At 41.3% G+C, this 15,185-nt stretch carries 10 protein-coding genes; 7 read left to right on the top strand and 3 right to left on the bottom strand.

Annotated features, from left to right (window positions below; translation table 11 throughout):
• The first annotated feature begins 181 nt into the window (after positions 1 to 181).
• Both H5162_RS04575 and H5162_RS04570 read left to right on the top strand, forming a co-directional pair.
• Complete coding sequence (locus H5162_RS04575) at positions 182 to 1,546, top strand: hypothetical protein (protein WP_145235315.1); 1,365 nt, start codon at positions 182 to 184, stop codon at positions 1,544 to 1,546.
• 106 nt (positions 1,547 to 1,652) lie between these two features.
• Positions 1,653 to 4,304, top strand: coding sequence for a DUF2339 domain-containing protein (locus tag H5162_RS04570; protein ID WP_182759690.1), 2,652 nt, complete (start codon positions 1,653 to 1,655; stop codon positions 4,302 to 4,304).
• Between the two features lie 125 nt (positions 4,305 to 4,429).
• On the opposite strand, the gene H5162_RS04565 is transcribed toward H5162_RS04570, so the two are convergent.
• Entirely contained in the window at positions 4,430 to 7,870 is a 3,441-nt protein-coding gene (locus H5162_RS04565) for a PAS-domain containing protein (RefSeq protein ID WP_182758184.1), read from the bottom strand.
• Between the two features lie 388 nt (positions 7,871 to 8,258).
• Between H5162_RS04565 and H5162_RS04560 the strand changes: the two genes are divergently transcribed.
• From H5162_RS04560 to H5162_RS04540, 5 genes are all read left to right on the top strand, one after another.
• A complete protein-coding gene (locus H5162_RS04560; RefSeq protein WP_145235321.1) occupies positions 8,259 to 8,522 on the top strand; it encodes a DUF4212 domain-containing protein in 264 nt (87 codons plus the stop codon).
• A 10-nt stretch (positions 8,523 to 8,532) separates the two neighbouring features.
• Positions 8,533 to 10,257, top strand: coding sequence for a sodium:solute symporter family protein (locus tag H5162_RS04555; protein WP_145235323.1), 1,725 nt, complete (start codon positions 8,533 to 8,535; stop codon positions 10,255 to 10,257).
• 119 nt (positions 10,258 to 10,376) lie between these two features.
• Positions 10,377 to 12,215 (top strand): DUF294 nucleotidyltransferase-like domain-containing protein, encoded by a 1,839-nt coding sequence (locus H5162_RS04550; protein ID WP_145235325.1) that lies wholly within the window; start codon positions 10,377 to 10,379, stop codon positions 12,213 to 12,215.
• 35 nt (positions 12,216 to 12,250) lie between these two features.
• A complete protein-coding gene (locus H5162_RS04545) occupies positions 12,251 to 12,874 on the top strand; it encodes a 3'-5' exonuclease (RefSeq protein WP_145235327.1) in 624 nt (207 codons plus the stop codon).
• Positions 12,875 to 13,076: 202 nt separating this feature from the next.
• Positions 13,077 to 13,337, top strand: coding sequence for a hypothetical protein (locus tag H5162_RS04540; protein ID WP_145235329.1), 261 nt, complete (start codon positions 13,077 to 13,079; stop codon positions 13,335 to 13,337).
• Positions 13,338 to 13,385: 48 nt separating this feature from the next.
• Here H5162_RS04540 and H5162_RS04535 read toward each other — a convergent pair whose 3' ends face one another.
• On the bottom strand, positions 13,386 to 13,877 hold the full coding sequence (locus H5162_RS04535) for a PaaI family thioesterase (protein ID WP_145235331.1): 492 nt from the start codon (positions 13,875 to 13,877) through the stop codon (positions 13,386 to 13,388).
• Between the two features lie 23 nt (positions 13,878 to 13,900).
• Entirely contained in the window at positions 13,901 to 15,148 is a 1,248-nt protein-coding gene (locus tag H5162_RS04530; protein WP_182777800.1) for a phenylacetate--CoA ligase family protein, read from the bottom strand.
• Positions 15,149 to 15,185: the final 37 nt, after the last annotated feature.

Here is a 15,185-nt window from a genome sequence, read left to right as displayed (position 1 = left end):
GTGTAACTACGCTGGTTTTTTGTTGTTTTAATGTGTAAAACTGTGCATTTTTATTGCATATTTGTACATTTATTTACGGTTACGTAAATATTTGTAAGTTGAGGTAATGCTTTGTAAATCATGGAATTATTGCTTTTGTTAATGGTCAAATTTAAACTATTAACAATAAGGAATTGATTACATGCGTGGCCCGTTATTTAAAACTGCACTAACAACCTCTTTACTTGCAACCCTTACTGCGTGCTCTGGCGATGACTCAAGCTCGAGTAAAAGTGGTTATATCCAATTATACAATGGCTCTTATAATAGCCCGTACACCCGTTTATTTATCGAAGATGCTGAGCGCTCAGGCACTGATTTTGGTGGCGTTACCACTCGTCATAATTACAGTACTAATAACTATGATGTGAGCTTTAAGTACCTTGATGCAAACGACAGCTATATAACGATCAGTGAAAAAGCAGTTTCGGTAAAAGACGACATGACCCAATTATGGGTGATGAATGGCGATTTTTCAGAGCCAACATTCAGTGAGTTAAGTGTACCAACCGGCAGTGATGAAGGGGCTATTAATTTAGGCTTCTTTAATATTGCCGGAGAAGACATTAGTTTTGATGTGTATTTAGCAAATGATGATGGCTTATTTGAAACCGCTGAGTTAATTGCATCACCACGGTATTTAAACGAACTGGCACTGCAAAGCTTTGATGAAGGATATTACACACTGTATTTAACTCAAAGCGGCAGTACTGATGTGCTATTTGAGTCTGCTTCGATTTACCTAAATGATGATGCCAGTTATGTTGCGATGATCAGATCAAGTTACGCCACTGAAGAACATGGTATTACGCTAGATCTCGTTACTTCAAGCAATACCGTAACCACGCTCAAACATCAAAATGCCCAAGGGCAATTGCGTTTTATCAATACTATTGATGATTACCCGCAAACTAGCTTTAGTGCAACGCGGGGGAGCGCAAGCAGCACTTCGCAAGTAACCGCTAATGACAGCTACTCAAACTACATTGAGCTTGCTCCAAACAGTTACAGTATTGCTATGTTAGATGAGCAAGGAAATGCAATTGTTGATAACTTTTTACTAACCCTTGAGCGCGAGCAAAGTAATGTTGGTGTTTTTTATAAAGATAAAGATTACGGCCCGCGAATGATGACAGTAAAAGAAACCTTAACGCCAAGTAGCTACAGTCATAAGGTGACAGTCGTTAACTTAATTGATAGTTACGCGGGGCAAAATATTACTGACGTTGATGTGGTATTTACCCTCAATGGTGAAACCGTAGATGATGCTAAAAATATTATTGATGGCATCGATCAGTATGATCAAGAAGATCAGGTTGTCGATAATGAAATTTACACCACTTATGTGCTTTATGAAGATAATGGCCAGCAAATTGTACTCATGCAACAAGGCGATATGGACTTTAGCCAAGAAGGTAACTACATATTAATTCTTGAGCATGATGAAACAACCAGCACTGGCTATAAAATGACGCTAGAGCGAACGGTTACTGATTCGGTAGAGTAATCTTACTTTAATTTCAGCCTCGTAATAGCGAGGCTGAGATTTTTGGGTATATTTTCAATACACTTTACGTTATAAGGGAATATTAAAAGCAGTCAAGGATTGAAAAATGGACGATGTTTTAGGGCTCATAGTCATTTTATCGTTAGTTGTAGTCGCAGGCTCTATTGCCGGTTTTATTGCTTTAACGCAAATAAGTACGTTAAAGCAAGATATTGCGATGTTAAAAAAACAACTGCGTGGAGTCATGGTAGACAATACCGGGCAGCATCAAGTGTCGCTAGACATTGCTGCTAATATAACTGAGCCGCAAGTAGATCATCCGTTTACGCTAGAACAATCATCCCAAGCTGAGGCAACTTTACATCAGCAACCATCGGTAAAAAAATACGTAAACACCGCACCGAGTATAATAACAACTTCTCGCCCGAAACAAGCTTCTCCCTCAGTTATTGATATTTTCTTTAGTAAATTAAAAACACAGTTCCAAGAAAATTGGATGACCTGGATTGGCGGCGTCGCGCTGGCCTTTGGTGGTATATTTTTAGCAAAATACAGTCTTGATGCCGGCTTATTATCACCAAGCTTACGACTCACCTTAGGGGGCTTATTTGGTGTCGCATTAATTGCCGGTGCCGAGTATTTACATAGAAAAGGTATTGTCTTCGAAGGCTTTAATAATTACGTGCCTGCAGCACTTGCAGGTGGCGGGTTTATTAGCTGCTTTGCATTAACGTTATTAGCTTATTCAAGCTATGCCATGTTAAGCCCAACCGTGGCGTTTGTGATGCTGGCAGTAATTGCACTGGCCGCAAGCTCTATGGCGCTGAGTTTAGGGCCTTTATTGGCCGTGCTTGGCATAGTTGGCGCTTACAGCGTGCCGATTTGGGTTAATACTGGCAGTGGTAATTTAGCTGCTTTACTGATGTACATTGGCTTTATCACTTTTGCTGCGGTATTAGTGGCGCAAAAGGTAAAACGTAATTGGCTGTGGTATTTACTATGGGCTGGGCATATTGGCTGGTATTGGGTGGCACTGAGTGTAATCAATACGCAGCAATATTGGATTGTTGGTGGTTTTGCACTGCTCTCTATTATTGGTTTAATTGCCATAGCTCGATTAGGTTTAACTTTGCGTTTATTAGAATATCGCCCACATAGTTTACAGCGATTATTAAAATTACAGCCGGATCATCCGTTATTGTTAGCGATAGTAATTCCTTTATTGCTGGCGATAATGACAGAGGCGGTGAGCTTACAATGGCAAATAGTGATGGTGTGTTTAATCGTCATGCTGTTATTTTTAGTGCTGCAAAATAGTCGTTGGGATCTTTGGCAAGGTGTGGCGTTAGTGGTTGCGATGTTATTAGTCTTTAGCCAACAACGTTATAGTGTCGATAGCAATGATCATTTGTTTGTATTTAGGGAAATGTATGGCGTAGGGTTATTACTTGCGGTTGGGCTTTGTCTATACGGGCTTTATTTTGGCGCGCGTTACTATAAACGTTTAACGTTTCATTTAGTGGCTGCGTTTAGTGTGTTTACCTTGATTGCAACGCTCTATACCATAATACCCGAGCAAGGCTTAGGCGTTGCGTATCCGCTATGGACTGTATTTTTGCTAGTTACGAGTGGTGTATTAATTAAACGCGCACAAACAGCTCACACTCAATGGCAGCAGTTTAGTTATTGGGTTGGCGCTAATGCTAATATAACTCTTTGTTTAACTATGTTATTAGCCGATAGCGGGTTAACCCTCGCACTGGCTGCTCAAGTGTTGGTTATTAGCTATCTGGTGAAACGCCATGATGTGCCTATGCCGCATTGGCCTATTAAAGTGCTGGTGGCTGTGGTGCTGGCAAGGCTAACCTTTGCACCGTGGACGGCACATTATTTTGATCTAACCATATTTTCAATGCATTGGAGCGCAATTGTGTATCCATCAGCGGTTGGGTTATTTTGGTTTGCCGCAAAACAGTGGCAACAAACAGATATGAAAATTTGGCTCGAAGGGGCTGCATTACATTGCTTAGCATTATTTATCACCACCGAGACCAGCTATCAACTAGTCGGGCATTATCCACAGCTTACTTCTTTAAGCTTTTATGAGCAGGTATTACTCAGTTGTAATTGGTTAGCACTTGGCTGCGTTTATTTGCATCGGTCACGCAGCGCAGGGCAACTGGGTAAACTTTATCGCATTGCAGGGCTTGCACTTGCGGGACTCGCTGGCTTGTTGTTGATAAGTACAGCATTATATGAAAATCCACTATTTATACGCCTTTACGTTGGTGAAATGCCATTATTTAATTGGCTGTTATTAACCTGGCTCGTACCAAGTATTCTTACACTGTGGTTGGCTAAATTAGTTAAACCACTTAATGCTAAGTTTAGTCAAATAGTTCTGGGTGCATCAGGCTTATTAGCAGTGTTAGCTATCAACACATTGATCCGCCAATATTGGCAAGGCGGGTTCATTTATCTTGATAAAGCGACCAGTGACGCCGAGCTATACAGCTATTCGATCATTTGGTTATTACTTGGCGCGTTGGTGGTCATTACCGGGCATTTAAAACAACAGTTGCTACTACAAAAAGTCGGCTTAGGCATTCTCGGCGCGGTTATCGTGAAGGTATTCTTAATTGATATGGCAAGCCTGACGGGCTTGCTCAAAGCTGTATCATTTATTGGTTTAGGCCTGTCGCTCGTTGGCCTAAGCTGGCTGTTTCAAAAGCTCAGGAGTAAAGCACCAGCGGGGTAATTTAACTCAAGCAGTACACCCAATAAGATTGTTGGGTGTACTTAGTTATGTTGTTTAACGCCAATCTGTTCTAACCTTTTGCCTAGCACCTAGCACCTAGCACCTAGCACCTAGCACCTTTCCCTTCACGTACTATGGTTTAGCAGTGCTTTTAATTTCCCTGGCTTGATTGGTTTAGACAAGTAATGAATATCAGCGGCTTTAGTCGCTTGTTTTAGCTCTACGTCGCGTACTGCGGTGATTAAAATTGCCGGTACGTTGGTTTGCCAAATTTCCCGCAGGGCTTTAATTAATGTAATACCATCGTGTTCATGGCCTAACTGATAATCCATTAATATCACATCCGGTGCGCTGTGTTCATTTGCGTATGCGAGTACGCCTTCAACTTGATCAAACAACTGATAATTAGCTTGCCACTTTTGTAATAAACTGGCCATGGCGTTTAGGTTTTCAGGGTCGTCATCAACGGCAACGATATTCATTGCAGAGCGCTCTTCAAACAAGCTATTGGTAACGTGTTTTTGCTGAACAAATTGGCTTTCGCCATAAGGGACTTCAATACTAAAGCAGCTACCTCTTTGCGGGGTTGAGCGCACATCTAAGCGAATCGACAGTAAATCTACCATACGCTTTACTACGCTAAGGCCAAGGCCAACGCCTTTATTGTCAGAGGCCTCTACGCGGTAGAAGTCGTTAAATATTTTTGCTTGCTCTACCTCGCTAATGCCAGGGCCGGTGTCCCACACTTCAATGCGCAGGTGATGTTTGCGTTTACGACACGCTACTAATACTTTGCCCGTATTGGTGTATTTAACTGCATTTGATACTAAGTTCTGCACAATTCGCCGTAGATAGGTGATATCACTGTGGACAATATGCTGTCCGCTGCGCACTGTGAGCTTGAGGCCTTTTTCGCTTGTTAAAATGGCGTATTCATTACGCAGTGGTGCGAGGATATCATCAATACTAAAGTGGCGAGGGGTGGGGGTCATCGCACCTTGTTCAAGTTTGGCAATTTCTAATAGGGCTGACATTAAATGCACTGTTGAATCGAGGCTGGCACCGAGCTTTTCGAAGTTATTGATATTATTATCAGCGAGGGATTTTTCATCTATCGCAGCAAGGTATAAGCGGGCGGCGTTGAGCGGTTGCAAAATATCGTGACTTGCTAAAGCTAAAAAGCGGGTTTTACTGTCATTGGCTTGCTCTGCTTCTCGTTTTGCTAAAGTGAGTGCTTGCTCTGTTTGTACGCGGCTTTCTATTTGTGCTTCGAGATCTTTATTGATAGTTCGAATTTCTTGGGTACGCGCTTCAATACGATTTTCCAAATCCATATTCACTTCTTCAAGTGCATTTTGTGTGGCAATGTGAGTGGTAATATCTGAAAAGCTAGTAACAAAGCCGCCATCAGGCAGTGGGTTACCGGTCATTTCGTACACTAGGCCGTTACGACGGTGACGGATAAAGTGATGCGAACTACCATTTTTTAAATGTTGTACGCGCTTTTCTACTTGGCGTTCTATTTCACCAGGGCCACATTCGCCGCGCTCCGCATTGTAACGAATAATTTGCTCAATCGGTTGACCTACTTCTAAAAATCCTTCGGGGTAATTAAACATCTCTGCGTAGCGCTTATTCCACGCAACAAGATTAAGCTCTTTATCAACAACTGAAATACCATGACTGAGATTCTCTAAAGAGGTGAACAACAGGTTTTGGTTAAACTGTAGTGCTTGCGTTGTTTCATCAAAAAAGTTAACCACTTCTTCAAATGCCATTCGCTTGCCCGACGCTACAGTGTGGATCAAAGCTTGCGCTGAAGAGGCGCCTAATACACCGGTCAAGGCGCGTTCGCAGTAAGCTATAAACTCAGGATCGGGGTGAGTGTTATTTTCTCCTAGTTGGTGAGTCAGTGAAAAATGCGTCAATACTTGTTGGCTACGCTGGACTCCTAAAAAGGTTTGTAACAGTACTTTAAAATCGTATACCGTGGCTTTCACGTTTTTGTTTAAACGTCTTGCAAGTACTGCTTGCTCCTTGGGATTAACGAATGCTGCTGCTTGAATTTTATCAATTAACCGCTCATCAGCTCCCAGTGAAAAACTAATATAACAGCCAATATTGGCAAATAAAGCGATCAGTGTGCCGCGGGTAATAAGGGTTTGTTGTAGTTCGGTGTCAAGTGTATTACCTGCATCTAAAATAGGTAACATTAGAAATAATATCCAACAAATCAACCCCGCTAATAAACCAGCATAAACACCGTAGGCATGGCCTTTGCGCCAGTATAGGCCGCCCACAATGGCGGGTAATAATTGCGTTACCAAAGAAAATGCAACTAACCCCATGCTGGCTAGTGCTTTGCCATGACCAAACCATTGCTGATAAAAATACGATAAGATCAAAATACCGGCGATGGTAAAACGCCTTACCAGTAATATTTGTGGCTTATAACTGCTGGTGATCAGGTTGCGTTTGAATTTACGTCGCAGCATTAGCGGTAATACCACATCGTTTGAGATCATGGTACTCAGGGTCAAAGTGGCAACCACAATCATCGCAGTCGCTGCGGATATTCCGCCAATAAATACAAAGGTGGTAAGTAATACATTGTCATTCATTAATGGCAGCGCCAATACAAAACTATCAGGGGAGAAGCTATTGCCGATCTGTGGATGAATAGCTGCGGTGGCTATTGGTAAAATCATTGCTGCCGTCAGTAGTAAATAAAGTGGAAATGCCCAACGAGCGGTAAATAGGTGACGTTTGTCTTGGTTATCAACCACTGTAACGTGAAATTGTCTTGGCAAACAGATGATTGCAGCAGCGGCCATCAGTGATTGACCAATAAAGTTAAAGCTTAAAAAGTTAAAGTTATTCCAATGTTGCCATAAAGATTCTTTTATTTGTTCTTCATTAGCACTGGGTAAATTATACAAGGTGTACACTGCCAAAGCCGCTACTGCTACTAATGCCAGTAGTTTGATCATTGATTCAAATGCGACTGCCAACATTAATCCTGAACGGTATTCGGTTACATCAACTTTACGGGTGCCAAAAAATATTGCGAACATAGCCATGATCAGGGTGGCAGAAAGCGCGACCATTGATCCCGATATTTTATTGTCACTTTGCAGTAGTAAGAAGCTATTGCTCAGTGCTTTTAATTGCAAGGCGATATAAGGAATGGTTGCTAGTAGCGCAATCATAGTCACCATAATGGCAGTGGTTTGACGTTTGCCATAACGGGCAGAGATAAAATCGGCAATGGTGGTGATATTTTGTTTTTTACTCACCAGTACCAGTTTGCGCAAAAATCCTTGTCCGAAAAAAAACAATAGTGCAGGGCCAAGTAGAATGGGTAAATAGCTCCAACTACTGGTAGCCGCAGTACCAACAGAGCCGTAATAAGTCCACGAAGTACAGTAAATACCCAGCGAAAAGGAGTAAACAAAAGGGTGATGGCTAATTCGTTTTGCCAGCGGTGTGGTTTTATCGCCCCAGTTTGCTAGCCAAAACAATATGCCAATGTACGCTAAAGCGACAAAAATTAGTGCAGCAGTCATGTTTTTATTCAATTTTTATTATGTTATTGCACACCATACCAGAAGTTTTCACTATTTTGAGCTGTCAATTTTTGTGAGTATTCTTAAAATAAACATATTTATTTGATATATATAAGGAATTTAATGTTTTGTTGATATATTAGACTAATGTCGCAAGTGTGCAATATAGCTTAGGTGAATAGTTAAAATCACCGAGTGGAAATACTTAACATTATGATAAAAAACGCTTTTTACTTTTTTGTAACAAGCGCCGCATTGCAGTTTACGTAAACGTTAATCTGTTGTTACGACTATGGTCTCAATTCAATATTGTTCAGGCATTGCTAAGTTTATAACCGAGAATAAATCGAACACATCACTTTTTACAGATGTTAAAGAGGAAATAAAAATGGCTTTTAAAGATGAAGAACAAGCAAAAGCTTATTGGGCGGAAAACATTTCACTGCTGTTTAAATTATTAGCAGTTTGGTTTGTCGTGTCGTTTGGCTTTGGCATAATACTGGTTGATGTACTTAATGAAGTGCGTTTTTTTGGGTTTAAACTTGGCTTCTGGTTCTCCCAGCAAGGCGCGATTTACACCTTTGTTGCTTTGATTTTTGTGTACGTTTTCAAAATGAATACGTTAGATAAAAAATACGGCGTAGACGAATAGGAGCTAAGCAATGGATGTTCAAACACTCACGTTTATAATTGTCGGGTTGAGCTTCGCGCTTTATATCGGCATTGCAATTTGGGCCCGAGCTGGTTCAACAAAAGAGTTTTATGTAGCAGGTGGTGGGGTTCCGCCTCTGGCTAATGGTATGGCAACAGCCGCAGACTGGATGAGTGCAGCGTCATTTATTTCAATGGCGGGTATCATCTCTTTTGCAGGGTATGATGGCGGCGTTTACTTAATGGGGTGGACAGGTGGCTATGTACTACTTGCTATGTGTTTAGCACCTTACTTACGTAAATTCGGCAAGTTTACTGTGCCAGATTTTATCGGCGACCGTTACTATTCACGCACCGCGCGTTTAGTGGCAATCTTATGTGCCATCTTCATTTGTTTTACATACATTGCAGGGCAAATGCGCGGTGTAGGGGTTGTATTCTCACGTTTCTTAGAAGTTGAAATTGAAACTGGCGTTTACATTGGTATGGTTATCGTATTCTTTTATGCGGTACTCGGTGGTATGAAGGGCATTACTTATACCCAAGTTGCACAGTACTGTGTACTGGTATTTGCTTACCTTGTTCCTGCCATCTTTATCTCTATGATGATGACGGGTCACTTCTTCCCACAAACAGGCTTTGGCGCGACATTAATTGGCAGCGATGGTGTATACGTACTTGATAAACTGGACGGTTTAAGTGCTGAACTTGGCTTTGCACAATACACTGAAGGCTCTAAGAGCATGATTGATGTGTTTGCTATTACTGGTGCCTTAATGGTGGGTACTGCCGGTCTTCCTCATGTAATTGTACGCTTTTTCACTGTACCTCGCGTTAAAGATACGCGTATTTCAGCGGCATGGACTTTAGTATTCATTGCGATAGTTTACACAACCGCGCCAGCCGTTGCGGCATTTGCCCGCGTAAACATGATTGATACCATAAATGGTAAAGACGGAAGTGGTACTGAATACGCTGAAGCACCAGTATGGGTAAAAAATTGGGAAAGAACGGGCTTAATCACTTTTAATGATAAAAATGGTGATGGCAAAATGTTCTACACAGCAGGTAAGATCAGTGATCCAAATAGCGCTAACGAAGTTAACGTTGACCGCGACATCATGGTACTTGCTAACCCTGAAATTGCTAACTTACCAGCATGGGTCGTGGCACTTGTGGCCGCCGGTGGTATTGCTGCTGCATTATCAACAACCGCAGGCTTATTATTAGTTATTTCGACTTCGGTATCGCATGATTTGCTTAAGCGGACCTTAAAACCAGACATTAGCGATAAACAAGAGTTACTCGCAGCGAGGTTGGCAGCCATGGTTGCGATTGTTATCTCCGCTTACTTTGGTATTAATCCGCCTGGATTCGTGGCGTCGGTAGTGGCATTTGCATTCGGCTTGGCCGCAGCAAGTTTCTTCCCGGCGATCATTATGGGTATCTTCTCTAAGAAGATGAATAAAGAAGGTGCGGTTCTAGGTATGGTTACAGGTATTACCTTTACTGCAGCATATATCATCTTCTTCAAGTTTATCAGCCCAGAACTAAATAGCCCTGAGCATTGGTTCTTAGGTATTTCACCGGAAGGTATTGGTTTAGTAGGTATGATTATTAATTTCTCAGTTGCAGCAATCGTACTTAAATTTACTGCCGATACACCGCTTGAAATTCAAGAAATGGTTGAAAGCATTCGTAATCCTAAAGGTTCTAGTGAAGCTCACGCTCACTAATAACGCTGATACTCTATTAATTAATATTGATAGATCCAAAAGCCCGACTTAAGTCGGGCTTTTTATTTACCGTTGATAGCAGTACAGTGATTGTACGATTGTTTTTTGCGAGTAGACAAATGAATAATGAGCAACAGGAAGTAGCCCAGTTTGTGCTAGCACAAACTCCTTTTAGTCACCTTAATAGCAGTGCTACGGATTATTTTGTAAAGCACCTAGATGTTATTTATCTGACTCGTGAAAACCAAACACAATGGCTGCAATCAGAATCACCTAAACTGTTTTTAATTCGTTCTGGTTTGTATGACTTAGTGGATGCTAAAGGTGATGTGATCACACGGTTAGCGCAAGGAGAGTATTTTGGTTTTCCTTCGTTATTAACCGGAGAAGCAATTCAAAATCATTTAGCAGTGCAAAAAGAGGGCATTGTTTATATGCTCAACCAAGATGCTTTCGACTACTTGCGCCGTGAATATAAAACGTTTGAGCAGTATTTTGTGCGCGCGCATGCAAATCGGCTGCTTTCTTCACATTATAAAAGCCAAAACGATAGTTGGTCTGAACGTAAAATATCTGAACTGATGTCACGTAAAGCGGTCACATTATCGCCCGATGCAAGTATTCGTCAAGCAGCTAAAAAAATGAAAGAGCACGGCGTGTCTTCGATTATGGTGACAGAATTTGAACGCTTAGTTGGTGTGGTTACAGATCGCGATTTACGTAACCGAGTATTGGCAGATGAAATCGATCCCAAACAAGCGGTTAGCATTATCATGAGTGTCAAACCCAAGTTTATTTTTGAAAATAACCGTGTTTTTTCAGCTCTGCATTTAATGCTCAAACATAACATTCATCATTTACCAGTGTTGGATGAACACCATAAAGCGTTGGGTATGATCACCAGCACAGACTTATTACGTCAGCAAAAGAGCGACCCCGTACAATTGATTGGCCGTATTTATAAAGCTCGCAGTGTCGCCGATTTAAAGCGTTATGCGGCAGAAGTACCAGAATTACTGCGTAGTTTTTCTCATAATATTGATGATATATCTTTAATAGGTAAATTACTCAGTGGCTTAACTGATGCGTTAACCTCACGACTAATATATTTATTCCAAGAAGATAACGGTGCCGCTCCTACTAGCTTTAGTTTTATTTGTTTTGGCTCTCAAGCGCGTGAAGAGCAAACCTTACATTCTGATCAAGATAACGGCTTATTACTACCTGATGACTTAAGCGAGCAACATCAAGATTACTATCGCCGCATGGGGGAGTTTGTTTGCGAACAGTTGGTTGAGTGCGGTATTAAACGCTGCCCAGGTAATATTATGGCAAGCAGCGAATTATGCAGAATGAGTATATCGGATTGGTGTGAGCGCTTTTTTAACTGGATCAAAAGCCCGACACCTGAAGCAATGCTCAACTGTAAAATATTTTTTGATTTACGTTTTATTGAAGGCTCAACGGCACTTTACACTGCATTTTGTGAGCAACTAACCCGAATTTCTCGCAACGAATTATTTTACGCCGCAATGGCAACGGATATTAAATCGAATTCTGTGCCGATAGGGTTATTTAATCAATTCAAGTTAGAAAAAGATGCTAAGCAACATAGATACATTGATTTGAAAAAGCGTGGTGTGGTTATCATCAATGACATTGTGCGCTTGTATGCGTTAAAAGCAGGGATCCGCAGAGCGAACACCCAAGAGCGCTTAGATGCATTGCTGAAACACTCATTGTTAAGTAATCACGATGTATATAATTTGAAAGACTGCTGGCGATTTTTAACTCAATTACGTTTACGTACACAAATAAATGAAGAAGGACTACCGAGTAACTGTATTAATCCAGATAAGTTAAACTCGCTAGAGCGCCATCAATTAAAAGAAGCGTTTTATTTACTCAAGCTCGCACAACAAGCTGCGGCATTTAAGTTTGCTCGTGGAAGTTTATAAATATGTGTTTTGCTATGAATAAGGTGACAAGCTAAGTGGTTAAACGTTGGTTGAGTCGTTATTTAGCACGTAAGCGATTACTTGCTCAAAACGCACTAGTACAGCGCTATATAGTGATTGATTTAGAGTTGACTGGACTGGATCCAAAACTGCATGAAATCGTCTCGATTGCGTGGGTGTTGATAGAAAAGCAATGCATTAAATTGAGCCAAGCTCAGCACGCCATAAATAAAGAAGTGCTGCGCCTTGAGCAAAGTCCTGTTTATCATGGAATTGCCCAGCAAGATGTCGCTAATGGAAAAAGCTTAGCGGCTATTTTAGCTAAGCTAAGCGCTCATTTTTCGGATGCTATTTTGGTGTTTCATAATGCTACTTTAGATTGGGGATTTTTAAAGCAGGCATTTCAAGCACATAATATTGATGTGCAGCCTTTATTGATTATTGATACTTTTCAGATTGAAAAAAAGCGCCTGCACCAACAAGGCCATGAAATAGGCTTAGACGATTTAACTCTCAGTGCCTGCAGGGCGCGGTATGAGCTACCTCATTATGGTTGCCATCATGCACTTACCGATGCCATGGCTACCGCTGAATTACTGTTAGCACAATGCCATCAAATTAGCCGTGGCAATGAACTAAAGTTGGCTGAGTTGGTTTAAACCTAACGCTGATTAATTACACTCTACCGTTCTCATTATTATTAATATATATCCTAGCTGAACAACTGTTTTAATTGTTAACTATATCGCGCCGTAAGTATTAATTTTTATTCTTAAAAACAGGCTTTTATCGTAATCTTTTTAGGTACTTTATTTGCTATTGTAGAGCACTAACATTTACTTTCTCGTTTGGTTTTTATCTATGAAAAATAATTTACTGCCATCTTTAGCTGGCGTTTTAGTGAGCTTGTTCGCCGTATGGTGGTTACATGGGTTTTTATTGGTTGACCGCTGTTTAGATAGTGGTGGGGCTATTAATCATAAAACAAACTTATGCGTGGGCGCAAACGAGCAAATAATAGAACTTGCTACACCGTCAGGTATGTTAGTTATTTATGGTGTGGTGATTATGGCTTTGTCGCTATCAGTCAGTGTACTGCTGAAAAAGCTAGGTAAGCGCTAAGTTTTGAATTGAAGAGCGAACACGGCAGTTCGCTCTTAACTTTGAATGCTAACTGATAAAGCTCGCTGGCATTTTCACAGCAATTACGCTGCCTTTAACACAGATCACGTTGTTCGCTGATAGCGTGATGTCGACAATCACTTTGTTGGGTTTTACTTCAATGAAGCTACCTATTAGCTGCAGCTCTACCCCCATTGGAGTCGGCGCTAAAAAGTTAACATTTAAAGCCCCTGTAACAAAACGAAATGCAGGTTGAGTCCCCATCTCTCGCTCTGCATATCGATAAGCTATAGCAGCGGCACTGCCTGTACCATGGCAGTCAATCAGGGAAGCAAGCAGCCCACCATAAACAAAGCCAGGGATTGCTGTATGGCAAGGTTGCGGCGTAAAGTGGGCGATAGTTTTATCGATATTGCCTTGATTTTGCTCATCCTGATACCAATAACTTTTTAATTGGTGACCCTGCTCATTGTTTTTGCCACAGCCATAACAATGGCTGAGCTCATCGGGGTAATAATCTTGAAAGGCTATATTGTTCATTAAAACTCCTAGTTCTAATTGGGTTATCCGATGACTCGTTGATCATCAATCACTTTGCCATCATCAGCTAAGCTGCCTAGCTCGACCAACTCAACACTGCCATTTAATTTTGTGTATTGTTTTAAGTTATCTAGCAATACGCCGGTGAGTTCCAGTTTAGTTAGCTCTGATTGGTCTTGATCGTATTCACACAATAGCTGCATTTTGTCTTGATGATCTTGTAGCTTGACCACTAAGCGCATTTTCTTTACCCCCTTAACACTGAGCCTAATTCGCTCTATTTGTTGAGGATGAACAAACATACCTTTTATTTTCGTGGTTTGATCGGCTCTACCTAACCAACCTTGAATGCGCATGTTAGTCCGACCACACGCACTTTGCCCTGGCTTGATAGCCGATAAGTCACCGGTTGCAAAACGGATTAACGGATAATCAGTATTGAAACTTGTAATAACCACTTCACCAATCTCACCATCTGCGACTGGAGTGAGGCTGCCTGGGCGCACAATTTCGACAATTAAATCTTCAGCGATAATTAACCCATCGTCAGCAATGGTTTCATAGCCAATTAAGCCTACATCGGCACTTGCGTAAGCCTGTAAGGTGTTGATACCTTGTTGTTTAAATAACTCGCGCAGTTCATGAGATAATGCTTCTCCAGTCACCAGTGCTTTTTTGAGGCTGCTAACGTCACGTTTAGTTGCCTGCGCTTTATCCAGTAATATTTTTAAAAAAGAGGGAGTGCCACAATAACCTTGCGGGTGTAAATCTTCTATTACGTCAAGTTGTTGATCTGTTTGCCCTGGGCCTGCGGGTATAACCACACAGCCACACGCACGCGCCCCTGAATCAAGAATAAAACCGCCAGGAGTCAAATGGTATGACAAACAATTTTGTACTAACTCACCTGCTCTAAACCCCGCAGCATAAAAGGCTTGGCCCATTCGCCACCAATCTTGCTGGCAATTTTCAGGGTCATAAATAGGCCCCGGTGATTGAAAAATTCGATTTATATGGCCACTTTTAGATGCGAGACCGCCAAGCGGAGGCTGTTGTTTTTGTATGTCTAAAAGGTCTGATTTTCTGGTGATCGGCAAAGTCGCTAGTTGTGAGCGAGTAGTGATATTCGTGGCATCAATGTTCGCTAATATAGCCTGATAATAGGGGCTGTTATTTTTTGCATAGGTAATAAAGTCAGCTAAACGGGACAATAAATTTTGTTCTCTGGTTTCAGAGTGTTGATGTTCATTGGCATGATAAAAATGGCTCATAATAGCTCCAGTAACATAGAAAAAGTAGAGAGATAGA

Source organism: Pseudoalteromonas sp. SR41-8, from assembly GCF_014163915.1.
Classification (GTDB): domain Bacteria; phylum Pseudomonadota; class Gammaproteobacteria; order Enterobacterales; family Alteromonadaceae; genus Pseudoalteromonas; species Pseudoalteromonas rhizosphaerae.
Note: the sequence above shows the minus strand (reverse complement) of the source record. Positions and strands in the feature narration are given on the sequence as shown.